General features: G+C 30.4%; 12 protein-coding genes. 10 read left to right on the forward strand and 2 right to left on the reverse strand.

The window, feature by feature from the left end; all coding sequences use genetic code 11:
- Window position 1: 1 nt before the first annotated feature.
- The 4 genes from R3L15_RS04295 to R3L15_RS04310 all read left to right on the forward strand — a co-directional run bounded on the left by R3L15_RS04295 (window position 2) and on the right by R3L15_RS04310 (window position 2,881).
- On the forward strand, window positions 2-1,375 hold the full coding sequence (locus tag R3L15_RS04295; RefSeq protein WP_338733443.1) for an MBL fold metallo-hydrolase: 1,374 nt from the start codon (window positions 2-4) through the stop codon (window positions 1,373-1,375).
- 10 nt (window positions 1,376-1,385) lie between these two features.
- Window positions 1,386-1,802 (forward strand): hypothetical protein, encoded by a 417-nt coding sequence (locus R3L15_RS04300; protein WP_338733444.1) that lies wholly within the window; start codon window positions 1,386-1,388, stop codon window positions 1,800-1,802.
- Between the two features lie 116 nt (window positions 1,803-1,918).
- The gene (locus R3L15_RS04305; RefSeq protein ID WP_338733446.1) at window positions 1,919-2,371 is read left to right on the forward strand and encodes an Hsp20/alpha crystallin family protein; all 453 of its coding nucleotides are present in this window, start codon (window positions 1,919-1,921) and stop codon (window positions 2,369-2,371) included.
- 66 nt (window positions 2,372-2,437) lie between these two features.
- Entirely contained in the window at window positions 2,438-2,881 is a 444-nt protein-coding gene (locus R3L15_RS04310; protein ID WP_338733447.1) for a hypothetical protein, read from the forward strand.
- A gap of 51 nt (window positions 2,882-2,932) precedes the next feature.
- Here the strand turns inward: R3L15_RS04310 and R3L15_RS04315 are convergent, their stop codons facing one another.
- Both R3L15_RS04315 and R3L15_RS04320 read right to left on the reverse strand, forming a co-directional pair.
- Window positions 2,933-3,451 carry a nuclear transport factor 2 family protein gene (locus tag R3L15_RS04315; RefSeq protein ID WP_338733448.1) on the reverse strand — a complete coding sequence of 173 codons (519 nt, stop codon included), beginning with the start codon at window positions 3,449-3,451 and terminating at the stop codon, window positions 2,933-2,935.
- Between the two features lie 721 nt (window positions 3,452-4,172).
- Entirely contained in the window at window positions 4,173-4,841 is a 669-nt protein-coding gene (locus tag R3L15_RS04320; protein ID WP_338733449.1) for a hypothetical protein, read from the reverse strand.
- 266 nt (window positions 4,842-5,107) lie between these two features.
- Here R3L15_RS04320 and R3L15_RS04325 point away from each other — a divergent pair, with 266 nt between their 5' ends.
- From R3L15_RS04325 to R3L15_RS04350, 6 genes are all read left to right on the forward strand, one after another.
- On the forward strand, window positions 5,108-5,296 hold the full coding sequence (locus tag R3L15_RS04325) for a hypothetical protein (protein ID WP_338733450.1): 189 nt from the start codon (window positions 5,108-5,110) through the stop codon (window positions 5,294-5,296).
- A gap of 221 nt (window positions 5,297-5,517) precedes the next feature.
- Complete coding sequence (locus tag R3L15_RS04330; protein ID WP_338733451.1) at window positions 5,518-6,456, forward strand: vWA domain-containing protein; 939 nt, start codon at window positions 5,518-5,520, stop codon at window positions 6,454-6,456.
- Window positions 6,449-7,354, forward strand: coding sequence for a hypothetical protein (locus tag R3L15_RS04335; protein ID WP_338733452.1), 906 nt, complete (start codon window positions 6,449-6,451; stop codon window positions 7,352-7,354). Before R3L15_RS04330 ends, R3L15_RS04335 begins: the two co-directional genes overlap by 8 nt.
- Before the next feature lie 12 nt (window positions 7,355-7,366).
- On the forward strand, window positions 7,367-10,141 hold the full coding sequence (locus tag R3L15_RS04340) for a tubulin-like doman-containing protein (protein WP_338733454.1): 2,775 nt from the start codon (window positions 7,367-7,369) through the stop codon (window positions 10,139-10,141).
- A gap of 50 nt (window positions 10,142-10,191) precedes the next feature.
- Window positions 10,192-13,389: a C1 family peptidase gene (locus R3L15_RS04345; RefSeq protein WP_338733455.1), complete on the forward strand. Its 3,198-nt coding sequence runs from the start codon at window positions 10,192-10,194 to the stop codon at window positions 13,387-13,389.
- Window positions 13,390-13,397: 8 nt separating this feature from the next.
- The gene (locus tag R3L15_RS04350) at window positions 13,398-14,321 is read left to right on the forward strand and encodes an endonuclease/exonuclease/phosphatase family protein (RefSeq protein ID WP_338733456.1); all 924 of its coding nucleotides are present in this window, start codon (window positions 13,398-13,400) and stop codon (window positions 14,319-14,321) included.
- Window positions 14,322-14,330: the final 9 nt, after the last annotated feature.

Consider the following 14,330-nt stretch of genomic DNA (forward strand, 5'->3'; position numbering starts at 1 on the left):
TATGGAAAACTTTGTTAGAATTAACTTTTTAGGCGCCTCTGGTGTTGTTACAGGATCGAAGTTTCTTTTAGAAACATCGGAGCAAAACATCATGATAGATTGTGGGATGTTTCAAGGTCTAAAAGCCCTTAGAGAACTTAATTGGGAAAACTTGCCTATTCATGTCGCATCTATAGATGTTGTTTTGCTTACACATGGTCATTTAGATCATGTAGGTTATTTACCACGACTAGTTAAACAAGGGTTTCAAGGAAAAATTATAGGAACAGCACCAACCTTAGCTATAGCCGAAATTATACTAAAAGATAGTGCGAAAATTCAAGAAGAAGAAGCCAAAAAAGCGAATAAAGAACATTACTCAAAACACCAGCCAGCATTACCCTTTTATACAGTAGAAGAAGCCGAGAAAACCATTGCCTTATTTCAAGTAGAAATAGAAAATAAATGGATGAGTCTTTCAGAACATATTTTATACCGATTTCAGTATAACGGACACATTATTGGCGCCACATTTATTGAATTGGATATTAATGGAAAGCGTTTTGTATTCTCAGGCGATATAGGTAGACGTGATGATTATTTATTAAACGATCCTAAAAAACCCCAATGGGCAGATTTTTTATTTATAGAGAGTACTTATGGTAATAAATTACACCCCAAAGAAGATGTAGAAGATATGCTATCAACTATAATTACCGACACGCTTTACAAAAAAGGAACACTCGTTATTCCAAGTTTTGCTGTAGAACGCTTGCAAACACTTATGTATATTTTATGGCAGTTATATAAAAAAAACAAGATTCCAAACATTCCCATTTTTGTAGACAGCCCTATGGGAAATAATGTGTTAGACGTATTTAAACGCTTTCCAAAATGGCATAAATTATCACCAGAAGCCTATAATAGTATGTGTGATCACATTAATATTGTACAAAGCTATAAAGAAACCTGGGAAACCATCGACGACCCCAGAGCAAAAATAGTCATTGCCGGAAGTGGTATGGTTACAGGAGGACGTGTTCTTACCTATTTACAGCAATTAATAGACGTCCCTACAACAACCGTCTTGCTTGTAGGATACCAAGCAGAAGGCACTCGCGGCAGGCAACTTTTAGAAGGTGCTCATGAAATACGTTTTTTTGGAAAATACTATCCTGTAAAAGCCACGATAAAAAGTATAGAAAGCTTATCAGCACATGCCGATCAAGACGACTTGCTTAATTGGATGAGCCACATTAAAAATATACCAGAAAACGTTTACCTTATACACGGCGAACCAACAGCGCTAGATGCTTTTAGAGTAAAAATAGAAACTGTTTATCGTTGGCATGTTACTATTCCTAAACTAACCGATGTTGACAAAGTTATCATTTAATACCATAGCCATGAAAACTAATATCACTTACAGAAGTTATAATACCGATAAAACCTTAGAAGAATTACAATACAATATAAACACTTGTAAAATACGACTAGAGAATACCAAAGCAGAAATTGTGTTTTATGAGTTTATTTTAAGTGCTCCCATGTATAAAAACTCAGTTATCAATTTATTTGAAACACTTCAACAGTTTAAAACAAAACTACAAGAACTAGAACGACAAGGCTTACAACTTATAGAAGATATAAATGCACATGTAAATCAAATAGCGAAAAAAAACGAATGTGAAGATGTGATGTGTGATAATTACTTTCTACAACATCATGATAATTTAGAACGAAAAGCACATAATTTTTTTACCGAATTAAGCACTCTTAAAAGCGCTATGTTTGATTATTTGAAAAGTGTCATAAAAGTCTGATTAATTTGTGTTAAATGTTTGTTTTTCAGTGATGTAAATGATAAAAGTCATTTTAAAAAACATACATATTACTTAATTTAATGTTGTAAAATAAGTTTAACCAAAATATTATAATTATGTCACTTATTAAATTTAACAACAGACGTCCATTGTTACCTTCATGGACTAACGATGGCTTGAAAAGCTTTTTAAGTAGCGATGATTTTTTTAATAACGATTTCTTTGAAGAAGATAGTTTAATGCCTGCCATGAATGTAAAAGAGCATGATCGCGACTTTGAAATAGAGTTTGCAGCTCCAGGCTTTACTAAAAAAGATTTTGAAGTCACTATCGACGAAGGTGTGCTTAATGTATGCGGTGAAAAAAAACACGAGAAGGAAGAACAAGACGAAGCGTATACTAGAAAAGAGTTTAGTTACAATTCGTTTAAAAGATCTTTAAGTTTACCAAACTCGGTTAATACAGACCAAGATATTAAAGCCATTTATAAAGATGGTATTTTAAAATTACACCTTCAAAAGAAAGAGGAAGCCAAAACGCCTCCTAAAAAAGTTATTGAAGTACTTTAAAACGATTAAAGCAAAAAGTAGTACAACATACTGCTTTTTGCTTTATCAATTAAACAATTAAGAACAATGAATGCAACATACACCCAAGCCAAGTATGTAGAGTGGTTAAGCCCAGAGGAGATTCATAAAAACACCAACGATTGGCTTTCCGAGTTACAGTTTGTACAAGAAGAACAACAGTTTTTTAAAAACTTAATTAAAGACTATACGCTACAACTTACCGCTTCTAAATACTTTGACGAAAGCAAAGCTATAGTAACCAAATTAGATGCTATGTGTGATGAAACCACTAACTTAATAAAGCTAGTACAAACGCATAGTAACAAACTTGAAATAGTAGTAGATAAAGTAGATCAACTTAAAGAGGAAGAGAATTACAAAGACGAACACAGACAGCTTATTTTAAAAGTACACGATTTTTTGAAAAAAAATAAAGCTCTAAAATCGCATTTATTCAATGTTGTAAAACGTGTTATTAAAGAACAAAACCAAAAGAAGTTAATAGGTTAGTTCTTGGTTGACTAAAAAGCTTAAAAAGCTCTGTATTGTGCAGAGTTTTTTTTATTTATCTAATTTATTAAGAGGTGAGTGGTGTTCATGAACAATTCTCCAACCATTATCTGTTTTTAAAAATAACAAAGTCATTTGATCGTTAATAATTGCTGAGTCTTCTCCAAATTTAAGATGAAAATCTGTATGAGTTGTTACATTGGCAACATCTCCGTAGACAGCGATTTTTGTATCGTTCATATTAAATTTTAAGATTTCTGTTACCGAGCCAAAAACACTTCTTTCAAGTTCTTCGTTTTCTTTTGCTCCATTTCTAATTTCCCCATTTTTAAATTCAGTAAACTTAGGACTATAGGCATGAAACGAGATTAATTTGTCGAGATCACCATCTTTTACACTTTGACTAATGCTATCTAGAGTCGCCCTTATTTCCTGTTTGGCTTCTGAAAAGTCATCGTTTAAAAGGTCTATTTTTATTTCTTCTACTTCTGTTTTTTTCTCTTTTTCTTTACAGCTGGTTATTATAATTGCAAAAATGATAACCATTGCTAAAGTTAATCTAGTCTTCATGATTTTGTAATGTATTGATTAGTAGATAACTATGAGTTACAAAAAATAAGGCAATTAGATTGGTTAAAATGTTTTTTATTGTGAATTAAAGGAGGTTTTAATTGTCTAACAGCTCTGTTCCTTAGTGTCTTCTCGTCAAAATGTGCGCGTTTGACGTATAATTTAATGATTTTTTAGTGTTATTTGCTGTATTAACAACTTTTGCAGCTATTTTAGAAGGAATGTTAAAACCGGTTTTTAATAAATTTGGTTTTTTCTCAAACTGTGTTCTAAATCGTGTTCATTTCCGTGTTCAAAATGTAATAAAAACGTTTAATAAACACATAAAAAAAACGGTTTAGCGAACCTAAACCGTTTATTTTGAAATGATTACATTTGTAGCGAGACCGAGATTTGAACTCGGGACCTCCGGGTTATGAACTTATATAATGTGTTCAAAACCAGTCATTTACTGGTGTTTTGAGCTAAAATATTTAAAATCGTGTTCTAAAACGAGTTTAGATTCTTGTTAAAAAATCAGTTGTCATAAAAGTACTATTTTTTTGTGAAAAAAATGAATTGTCATTAGAATTTTAGTGAACAAATTTTTAGCAATTTGATTGAAAAGTGACACGATTTGTAGTCAAATTACATACAATTTGACTACAAAAGAAGTCGCTACCCTTGGTGAGATTTTGGGTGATATTATATATTTTGTTTCTTGTTCTTTCAAAGACTTCTTTTATGGACAAGAAAAGTACTTGTTAATCATATAAGTCGAAATAGGCCTTAAAGTATTACCCGTTTTAGGGTGAAGACCATGAGAGGTAAATAGTTCAACATTGCCATTTTTTGTTTTGTGATACCATACCTTAGGACTACCATCTTCATTAAAAAAAGTTGTATTACAGTTTGGGTTTTTAATTAATTTAAAGCGTAAAATCCTTTCTTCTTTGTATAGCTTAAGTTGTTTAAGTTCATACTTTTTTGTGTCAAAATCTACCTCTTCGTAATGATCTTCCACCCAAACCATCCAGCGTTGTTTTGTAACACTTTGATATATGATTATAGATAAAGCTCCTAAAATAAAAAAGACGACTACAATCCAGGTTCTCTTATTTGTAAGCTTTCTAGGTTTTACTTGGGTAGTTTTTGATACTCCTTTAATATAACCTTCGTAATCAGTATAACCTAAATATTGACAAAGTGATTTTAAAACATGCGGTCGTAGTTCTATAGGCTCCTCTGCTTTAACTTTTCTAAGTAAGTCTCTTAAACGTCTTTCTCCAAAAGGCTCATTACTTATTTCTTGAATTTTATCAGAAAGATAAGTTGATAAGCGGGTTATTGTTTCTGTGCCTGTGTCCTTCTTAGCCTTATTAAAAGCTAATTCTAAAATGTCATTATGCATAAGTTAAGATTGATTAACGAGGTTAAAACTAATAAAACTTAAGGAAATAGTTTTCCAAAGAATTTCCATGATATATCCGTAGCTCTTCCAAAGTTTCCAGATCCAGTTTTTGTCATTTGTGTGGTTGTTAGTCCAACCATTTGTCTAGCGTTTGTAAAAGAAGGAAGCTTTTACGGCATTAGATGTCTTCCTAAATGATTGGATTAGCAATGTAAGAGCCTGTCTTAATAGTGAGACAGGAAAACATTGTCTAAAAAATCATACAGATGAAAACAAAACTTCTTATATGTTTACTAGGATTGTTTGCTATAGTATTACAATCATGTGATCCAGAGCCAATTTCTCAATCAGAAGCCCAAAGCACAACAGAGTGTTGTGATGAGGATGGAGATATTATTCCGCCACCACCTCCACCACCAGATGATGGTGATGATGAAAATGAAATAACACCATAGTATTTATTAAGATTAGGGGTATTGTTCAATATTGGTGTAAATGCCCCTATTTTTTTGCGTTACGGAAAACCGTAAGGTTTTTTTTATCAATATGTTTAGGTTTGTTTTATAACCCCAACAAGATCCTTAAGTTAATGTTTAAAATAATTCTTTCTATTTCATTATTCCTTTGCCATTTCATAGGGTTAGGACAAGATTTCAAAAGAGAACAACGTATTTACATGCTTGACATAACAAAGTCAATGTGGGGAGGGGATGGTTCAGGAAATATTTTTAAGGAAGTTAAAAAGGCACTCTACAAAGGAATTGAAGATATTAGGGATCCTGAGACCGTTGTTAAAATAATACCTTTTCAAGCAACTCATACATATTCAGAACTTGAAAACTGGACTTTTAAGGCTGGAGATAAAGCTTCTTTTCTTGAGGCCAAAAAAACAATAGATAACTATTCTATAAAAAATGTTCCTGGTGGATATACAGACATTTATTCTGCATTAGAAACAGCGAAAAACAATATTGATTCCGATAGAGTTAACTATATATTTTTGTTAACAGACGGTAATCAATCACCAATTCCTAGTGCCACTAAAGAAACAAGTAAAATTGATTTTAGTGAAGAAGATTTGAAAATATCTCTTGATAATTGGTGTAATTTTTCAAGTAAAAGTGAATCTCACCTTTTTTACGTTATGCTCTCTAAAACAGCATTAAACAAACCTATTATAAACATTATAAAAAAACAGTGTAACGCTTATTCAGTAGAAGGAACGAATATGAACATTGCTTTTATCAAACCATATTCTAATAATATAAAAGTAAATCTACACGATAATCCGAAAAACTTTGAAATCGAATTAAATGCAAACAATTGGGATTACATAAAAGGCCAGATATTCTTGAAAATTAACTTAAAAAATAATTCAATATTTGAAGTTGTCGAGAATGATATCAAAGTTGAAAATAAAAAAATTGTTGTTAGACTAAAAACAAAAAACAACTCTACTTTTGAAGCTCTTCGTAAAAATTTACCAATAGAGTCAATTATCCCCTTAACTCTTTCTACAGATAATAATTTAAAAATTTTAAACCCAGTTATCAATTTAGTAATTAGAAATAAGAAAGAAAGAGTTTTAACCCTAGAATTTGTAGAAAATGAATAAAACCCTTACCATTTTACTAGCTTCTTTATTATTCTTTTTTAACTGTCAAAAAGAAGATTCTTTTCAAGGGGAAACTACTAATTTTGGAGTTGTTGAATACTATCAACCATTTTTATTTTGCAAATGTGACACTATTACATTATCGAAATCACTTAGGTTTAATTTTAATGACTATTCATTAGAAAAATCATCTTCAGCTACCATCAAATTTGTCGGCGAATTTCAAAAAGAAATAAGAGATAAAAGTTTACAACTTTATATCAACGACAATAAAGTAATAGACAATACTTTCACTATAAACAGTAAAAATGCTAAAACGGGAACTTTAAAATTGGGGCTGAAACTGCTTCCTAACTACCCTGAAGGTTATACGTCTGGTTTTATTTCAGTTGCACAACATAGCCTGGATTTAATAAACAATAATGACCTCAATACATCAAACGAAACAAGAATTTTTAAATGGGAGGCTGAGCACAAGCTCATAATGAACCCATTAAAAAAAGCCTTAATTATTGTTTTTACATTTATTTCTTCAGCATTAATTATCTGGTTTCTTTTTTTGAGAAATAAAATTTATCCAAAATTTAAAAAAGGAAGAATTCAAATTTTATCACCTTACTTTGGAAGTGTCCTCCTAAACAGGAATATTAAACTTATCATTCTTACAAGTTCTCCCAAAAAACAAAAATATTTTAATAAGGTTTTTACAGGAAAGATACAGTACGAAATAAATCCAATCTATGATAAAGATATAATTCTAAGACCTGGTAGAGGAAAAAAAATAAAAATAAAGCTTCCTCTTGGAACTCAAATATCACCACCATCGATCAACTTGGAACCGTACAATTCATATAAAGTCAAAACAGAAAAACATATAATAGAAATCCAATATTCATAAAAACATCATATCATGGCAAAATTAAAAAGAAGTCTTTTCATCGGATTAGGAGGAACAGGTTTAAAATCAATATTACATACAAAAAAACGCTTTATAGACACGTATGGAGAAATCCCTCCAATGACCTCGTTTCTTGCTTTTGACACAGATGGTGATAGTATTAATGTGAAAATTGATAGTCATTTAGGAGGTGAACGAATAGGTCTTGATGCTTCTGAGTTTTTGCATATTAGAGTAAGAGATCCTCAAGAAGTTTTAAGGCAACAGGCGGGACTGTTTGATTTTGTTCCAAGTTCCAATAGATCTTTGTTAGTTAGTCTTACTGATGGGGCTGGACAAGTGAGATCTAATGGAAGGTTTGCCACTCATTTTAATTATGGCGCAATTGAAAGTGCTATTAAATCTAAACTTACAGCTATTTTAAATGCTGATGCTATAAGTAATGACAAGTTTGAAGTGAATGGTAATGATGTCGAAATAAATATGATGTTTTCAGTTGCAGGAGGTACAGGTAGTGGAACTTTTTTAGATGTTGCTTATATTGTTAAAGAAGTTTCTAAAAGTATTAATTCTACAGTAGGAGTTTCAACTATAGGTTTCGCTATTTTACCTGATGTTTTTAACTCAATGATGAATGGTCCAGCAATGGCTAATGTTTTACCCAATGGGTATGGAGCATTACATGATTTAGATTATTTAATGCATCATAATTATGATAAAAAACCTTTAGAAATAAAATACGCTAATAAAACGATTAAAATTGAAAAACCTCCTTTTGATTTAGTTTTTACAATAAATAATAGTGACAAAAATGCAAACACTTATACTAATATTAATGATTTAAGTGAATTGATAGGCTTAGCAATGTTTACAGGAGCCAGTGAGTTAAGTGGGGGAATGACTAGCTCTTATGATAATGTTAGAACTGTAATTGCAGGAGGGTCAATGAAAGTCGAAAACAAAGATTCTTGGGCTTGTGGGTTAGGTTTAAGTGAGTTGTATTATGACGGAAACAAATTAGGAAATATCTATGCCCATAAAGCTTCTGTTAGTGTAATAAATAATCTTATTACACCAGAAACGGACTCATTTGATTTAGATGATATATTTATTAATGCTGCCAAAATTAGAGAAAATAATGGGGATGAGAACAACGATTTAATTGACTCGCTTTTAACTGAAGTGCCAAGAATTCAATATACATACATACAGGATGCAAACTCTATTGATTCTGAAATAAAAGCTTATTTACAATCTGTAGACGAATCTGCAAAACAAGAAATAGAATCAAATTTTTCAACTAAAAAATCAGATGTTGAAAAGAAGCTTGGTAAGTTTATTATAGAACATATCAATAAACCTTCTGGAGTTGGTAATATAGATAGGTTTCTAAATGCTCTTAAAAAACACGTAAATGTTTTTTTGGAAGAAATGAAGTCGGAGCATGTAGAAAAATCTAAAAATAATGAAGTATTCCGAAGCCATTTAAATCAAAACATTTCTGAATTAAATGGTTTAAGTTTTATGGAACGTAAGTTTGGCTCAAAGTTAAAAGATACTAAGGAGGAGATAGTTCAAATGGTTAACCAGATTGCAGCTAATATGCATGAAGTATTAAGGCGTCAATATGCTATAACATTTTTTAATCAATTATTGTTAGCAATTAGTAAACATGATCAAAATGTTAAAAATATACTACAAAAGTTACAACAAGTTGAAGAAGAGTGTGAATCTAAATTTATTGGACTCCAAAATCAAATTAATGAACAACCTAAAAAGTTTGTGAAAGAGCTTCATAGAGACTTTGTTAATCGAGTGAGTGTTTATGATAAAGATGTAAATGTGTCAGATTTTATACAAAGTATTAGCTCAAATGAAGGAGGAATATATGATTTCTCAGAAGTTTCAACTAGAATAATTTCAGACTTTTTATGGAGATATTCAAAGGGGTTGCCTAAAGCTCTTGAATACCGTAATAAAAAAATAGATGAAGTTTTATCAACTTATAGTGAAGAAGAGTTAGATAATATTGTTAAGGAACTAATTGAAAAATCAAATCCACTATGGTCATATAATTACAAAGGACATGTTGTTAACAGGCAACACCATGAAGCATTTATTATAGGGGTTCCTAATCTAAAATCGTCAATTTTAATAAAAAATGATATTGTAAAAAATCTTTTAGAGTCTAATCAAAAAGCTGATTTTAACTCCACTAGTATGCATGACAGAATTGTTATTTATAGAATGGAGGCTACTGTTCCTATTTATGCAGTCTCAAATATGACGCTTTACAAAGAAAAAAGAGATAATAGTCAAATAAGTCATCATGTAGATGCTAACTGGGTTTTGAGAATGAATAGAGAAGGGTTTGATATATACCCAACTAAACGTGAAGATCACAGTTTGGAGTATTGGGTTACTGGATTTATTTATGATTACATCAAATTTGATGGTGAAAATTATTTGGCTTATAGTGAAGAACAAGGAGACCCTATTGATGACTATTGGATAGAACTTGGAAATTATAGGGATGAGGCTTTTCTTGATTTTAAAAGACTTAAACTGCAGGATGAGTTTAAATCAATGATAGACAATAAGATTTCCGAAATTGGTGAAACCGAAAACCAAAAATTAATTAAAAAAGTCACTGAGTCTTCTAATTACAATGATCATTATTCAAAAAAGAATTTTGAAAACAGTGAGCTAAAAGATTCCAAAATGATTAAGGTTAGAGAACTATTTAGCGATGAAATTAATTTTGTTAAAAAAGTTTTAGCTAAATAAACAAAACACAACTTTTATCTAATACAAATTAGACCTTTTAAAAACTTTTTATGTCTTCCCCTTCAATAAATATTGGTATTAATAAACAAGGTAAAATACTTATCAAACGAATTGACAAGCATTTTAAAGATCATGAACCAGTATTTTACGAAAGTTTTATCCTTTCCTCTTCTATGGAATTGAAAAAGGATAAAAATAAACTTAAAGTTCTGAAACAGGGAGAATTTCAACTTTCCGATAACGATGACATAAAAAGTTGGTTCGACTATGAATTGTATGCAGAAATAAAAAACTTAGTTGGTCTTGTAAATGATTCCATTAGCGACACTGTTATTGTCAATATTGTTGTTTCTTTAGCTGAAAAAGAAAGTGTTTTTATACTAAACAAGTTATTACAAGCAATAAAGGATTTAAGCTCTAATCAGATTATTTCAGGAGTTGATATAAAATTGTTTGTTATAACATATTCTCTTGATAGTAATAATCACAATGATAATTTTAATATAAAAAACGAGTTAAAAGAACTTGAAAAAACGATTCCAGAATATTCAGACCTAATAAAAGATATTTACTATATAGATGACAGAAATACAGATAAAATCATTTTACACCTAAGCTCAAATTGGCTTGCCTTTGCGTTAGCTGAGTTTTTTGTTTTCCAAATGGTTTGCCAGACTTCATTAGCTATACAAAACAAAACAAAAATTTTTGGTATAGGTATCATTCATTTTAATGAAATCTTATTTAGAAGTGTCATAACCAATAAAATACTACAGTATAAATTTAAAGAAGAGGGTATATATGATGATAAAGGCATTCAATTCAGAGACATAATTCTAAAATGTAATCCTTTTATTTCAGAGCACCAGAATTTTTTCAATGAATTCTTTACTAAATACCCCTACAGTAAGGAAAACAATCAAAATTTAACAGCAAACTCGGAGGAATACATTAATTCTTTTAAAGATAAATTAGAATTATTTGTTACCGATTCTAACTATACAATTGGTGAGTCGAAAGTAATTCTTGCTAATCTTTTAGGTGAAGATGATAAGAAACTACAAGGTATAAATTGGACTAATCTGCGTTTAAATATAAGTGATTTAGAATTTGATATTATTGATTATTTCAATAAATATTTAGATAAAGAAAACAGAGTAGATTTTCATAGACAAAAGGCTTTAAGAAATAAAATAACCGAACTCAACCAAGCTATAAAAAATGATGAAAAGTCGCTAAAAATATTAAAAGAACAATCCACCGAAATTTATTCTGATTTAGACATATCTTTTGAAGAAGGCATCTTTAGTGTTGAAGGTAAGAGAATTAACGCGTCTGGTTACATCCCTTCTCCTGTAAATTTAAATGAGGACTTTTACTCCTTCGAAGATAAGCCTATTCCTAAAGCCATTGATTTATCTAAATACCTTTCAAAGGTAAAAGACCAAGGAGAATTAGGAAGCTGCACTGCATTTCCCGTTTCAGCTGTTTACGAATTTGCAGCAAAACGTAACAATAAGAATGTAGACATTAGCGAACTTTTCATTTACTACAATACCAGAGAAATCCTAGGAAATATCTCTGATGATACGGGTGCAACATTATTGGAAACCATTAATTCAGTAAAAAAACATGGTGCATGTTATTCTAAAAATTACCCATATAAAATTGAATCATTCTCTGTAAAACCAGGAGAAGAAGCTTATACAGAAGCACAGCATCAAGTTGTAGAAAAAGCCTATAGAGTTAACATTACCGAAAAGGATTTCAAACACGCGATTGCCAATGGACACCCAATTATAATAGGCTTAAAACTATTTAAATCTTTTTATCCAAAAGACAAAACAGGCCTTGTTCCATTCCCTTCGAAAGACGAAGCAAGCTTTGAAAACCATGGTAATCATGCTATGTTAATCGTTGGTTATAACGAAGAAGAAAAACTGTTTAAAATAAGAAATAGCTGGGGTAGAAATTTTGGAGAAAATGGCTATTGTTATGCGCCTTATGATTACATAGCTAATACTGAATTTTGTTTAGAAGCCTTTGTTATTACAGATATAGTAGATTTATCATTTAGTGAATTTAACTATGATTCAAATGCTAGCTTCTCATTCTTAAATGATTCATTAATAAGAAGAAAAGTCATTAAAGAATATAATCTACGTAAAAAGAAAAGGGATTTAAGAAAAGTAAAAAAAGATTATGACTTAATAGCCCTAAAAAACGAAGAGAATGAAGAACAAATTAAAAACCCTTTATTTAGAAAACAATTATTTGAAGATCTAAAAGCTCAAGAAATTCCAGCCCCTGCTATTCCCCAAGCAGAACCAGAAAAAAGTAACAAAAATCCTTGGCCTTTTATTGCCGGGGGTGTGTTCGTTATTCTTATTAGTTTATTTTTTAAATCATATATAACAACACCCAGTTCTTTAATTGGTGTATTAGGCAGTATTTTACTCATAACTTATGGCTGTAAACTTCTATTTACTAAAAAGGAAGTTATACAACAACCTACAGTTATTGAAGACCCAAGATTATCACATGAAAGAGAACTTTATCGTTTTGAAATTGCAGATAACTTATTTCAGCTATTCGATGAAATGAATAAAAACCTTATAATAAGATACAAAGCCCTTTCAATCTATTTTGAAAAAATTAAAAACTGGCAAAAGGAAAGTTTAGAAACTCTTAATGAAACCTTATTTGACTCTCCTACATTTGTTGTAAATGTTGTTCAAAAAAAACCTTTACTTGATTATATCAAAAAGGAAAAAAACACGTTTTTAAAGAATCTGCCTAACCTTTCATTAACATTCCATGAAAATTATATCCTTGAAGAAAATAACACAAATGAGGTCTTTGAAACACTATACAAAAACTATCTAAATGATATACATAGCAATATTGAAACCATATTAGATATTAGTATTGTGGATTATATTCAAGGCAGAGTGCAATACCCTTATTTCAATTCTGCTCCAGAATTGAATAAAACAATACAAAATATTCAAAAGGTATCCACTCCCTTTTGCAACATAAAACAAACCACAAGTTCTTTAAACATTCAAAACTATGTCTTGTATGAAACCTTAACTAGTCATCCCGATGCCAAAACTAAAGAATTTTCAAAGCACAGACCTGCATCTATAAAACCAGTAATAACAATTAGAGACAATAAAAAGAAGTATGTCGCTGTTCAAGTAGCAGCTCTTAATAACATTTCAGACTTAGTAAAACATAATTTTTAATAAAATCTATGGTGAAAGTCAATCTTAAATTAATAGGTCTATTACTATTAATTTTATTCTGTTCATGTTTACCTGAAGTTTCACATTCAGATAAACTTTTTAATGAATTTACAGATTCATCAAATAGCGCTCTTAGTTTACAAGAAGTAAACTCTTCGAATAATGTCTCATCTCATAATCCATTAAATATTATGAGTTGGAATATTAGAGACCTAGGAAGAACAAAAAATGCAGAAGAAATTCATCAAATAGCTCAAATACTTAGACGCTCAGACTTAGTAGCTATACAAGAAGTCGTTGCTAAAGATCCAGCAGGTGCTCAAGCAGTGGCTAAAATAGCTGATGAACTAAACAGGATGGGTAGCAAATGGGATTATACCATTAGTAACCCTACAAAAAGTCCATCTTCCCATATAAGTGAGCGTTATGCTTTTTTATGGAAAACCCATAGAGTAAAAATGTTGAATGAGCCTTACTTAGCATCTAAATTTGAAAATGAAATGTATAGAGAACCTTATATAGCTAATTTTAAGTTTAAGGATAAAGACCAACCAATAAGTATAGTAAACTTCCATTCTAGAAAGTATTACGATAAGCCAGAAGAAGAAATTATACACTTTACTAGTTTGGTGAAAACTTTAAGCCATGAAGCTGTTGTAATAGTGGGAGATTTTAACTTGACTGAAAAGCATAGAGTTTGGAATTCGTTATATGAAATAGGGTTTCAAAATGCATTGTCAAACACAAAAACCACTCTTAAACAAAAATGTCATTTTGGGCAATACAGAAATCATGCTATAGACAATGTATATTACAACGAATATCTTATAAAGATAAATGCCCAAGCTATAGATTTAGTTAAAACGTGTAAAAACTTAAAGTTTGTTAGGGAACTATCAGATCATTTACCTGTTATGTTCACTTTTCAATAAAAGTGATTT

The organism is Mangrovimonas cancribranchiae (genome assembly GCF_037126245.1).
GTDB lineage: Bacteria > Bacteroidota > Bacteroidia > Flavobacteriales > Flavobacteriaceae > Mangrovimonas > Mangrovimonas cancribranchiae.

Excerpts from the sequence above, each read along its gene's own strand:
- R3L15_RS04330 (WP_338733451.1), top strand. The coding sequence starts at position 5,518 with ATGCTTGACATAACAAAGTCAATGTGGGGAGGGGATGGTTCAGGAAAT.
- R3L15_RS04350 (WP_338733456.1), top strand. The coding sequence starts at position 13,398 with ATGGTGAAAGTCAATCTTAAATTAATAGGTCTATTACTATTAATTTTA.
- R3L15_RS04310 (WP_338733447.1), top strand. The coding sequence starts at position 2,438 with ATGAATGCAACATACACCCAAGCCAAGTATGTAGAGTGGTTAAGCCCA.
- R3L15_RS04345 (WP_338733455.1), top strand. The coding sequence starts at position 10,192 with ATGTCTTCCCCTTCAATAAATATTGGTATTAATAAACAAGGTAAAATA.
- R3L15_RS04300 (WP_338733444.1), top strand. The coding sequence starts at position 1,386 with ATGAAAACTAATATCACTTACAGAAGTTATAATACCGATAAAACCTTA.
- R3L15_RS04340 (WP_338733454.1), top strand. The coding sequence starts at position 7,367 with ATGGCAAAATTAAAAAGAAGTCTTTTCATCGGATTAGGAGGAACAGGT.
- R3L15_RS04295 (WP_338733443.1), top strand. The coding sequence starts at position 2 with ATGGAAAACTTTGTTAGAATTAACTTTTTAGGCGCCTCTGGTGTTGTT.
- R3L15_RS04305 (WP_338733446.1), top strand. The coding sequence starts at position 1,919 with ATGTCACTTATTAAATTTAACAACAGACGTCCATTGTTACCTTCATGG.
- R3L15_RS04325 (WP_338733450.1), top strand. The coding sequence starts at position 5,108 with ATGAAAACAAAACTTCTTATATGTTTACTAGGATTGTTTGCTATAGTA.
- R3L15_RS04315 (WP_338733448.1), bottom strand. The coding sequence starts at position 3,451 with ATGAAGACTAGATTAACTTTAGCAATGGTTATCATTTTTGCAATTATA.
- R3L15_RS04320 (WP_338733449.1), bottom strand. The coding sequence starts at position 4,841 with ATGCATAATGACATTTTAGAATTAGCTTTTAATAAGGCTAAGAAGGAC.
- R3L15_RS04335 (WP_338733452.1), top strand. The coding sequence starts at position 6,449 with ATGAATAAAACCCTTACCATTTTACTAGCTTCTTTATTATTCTTTTTT.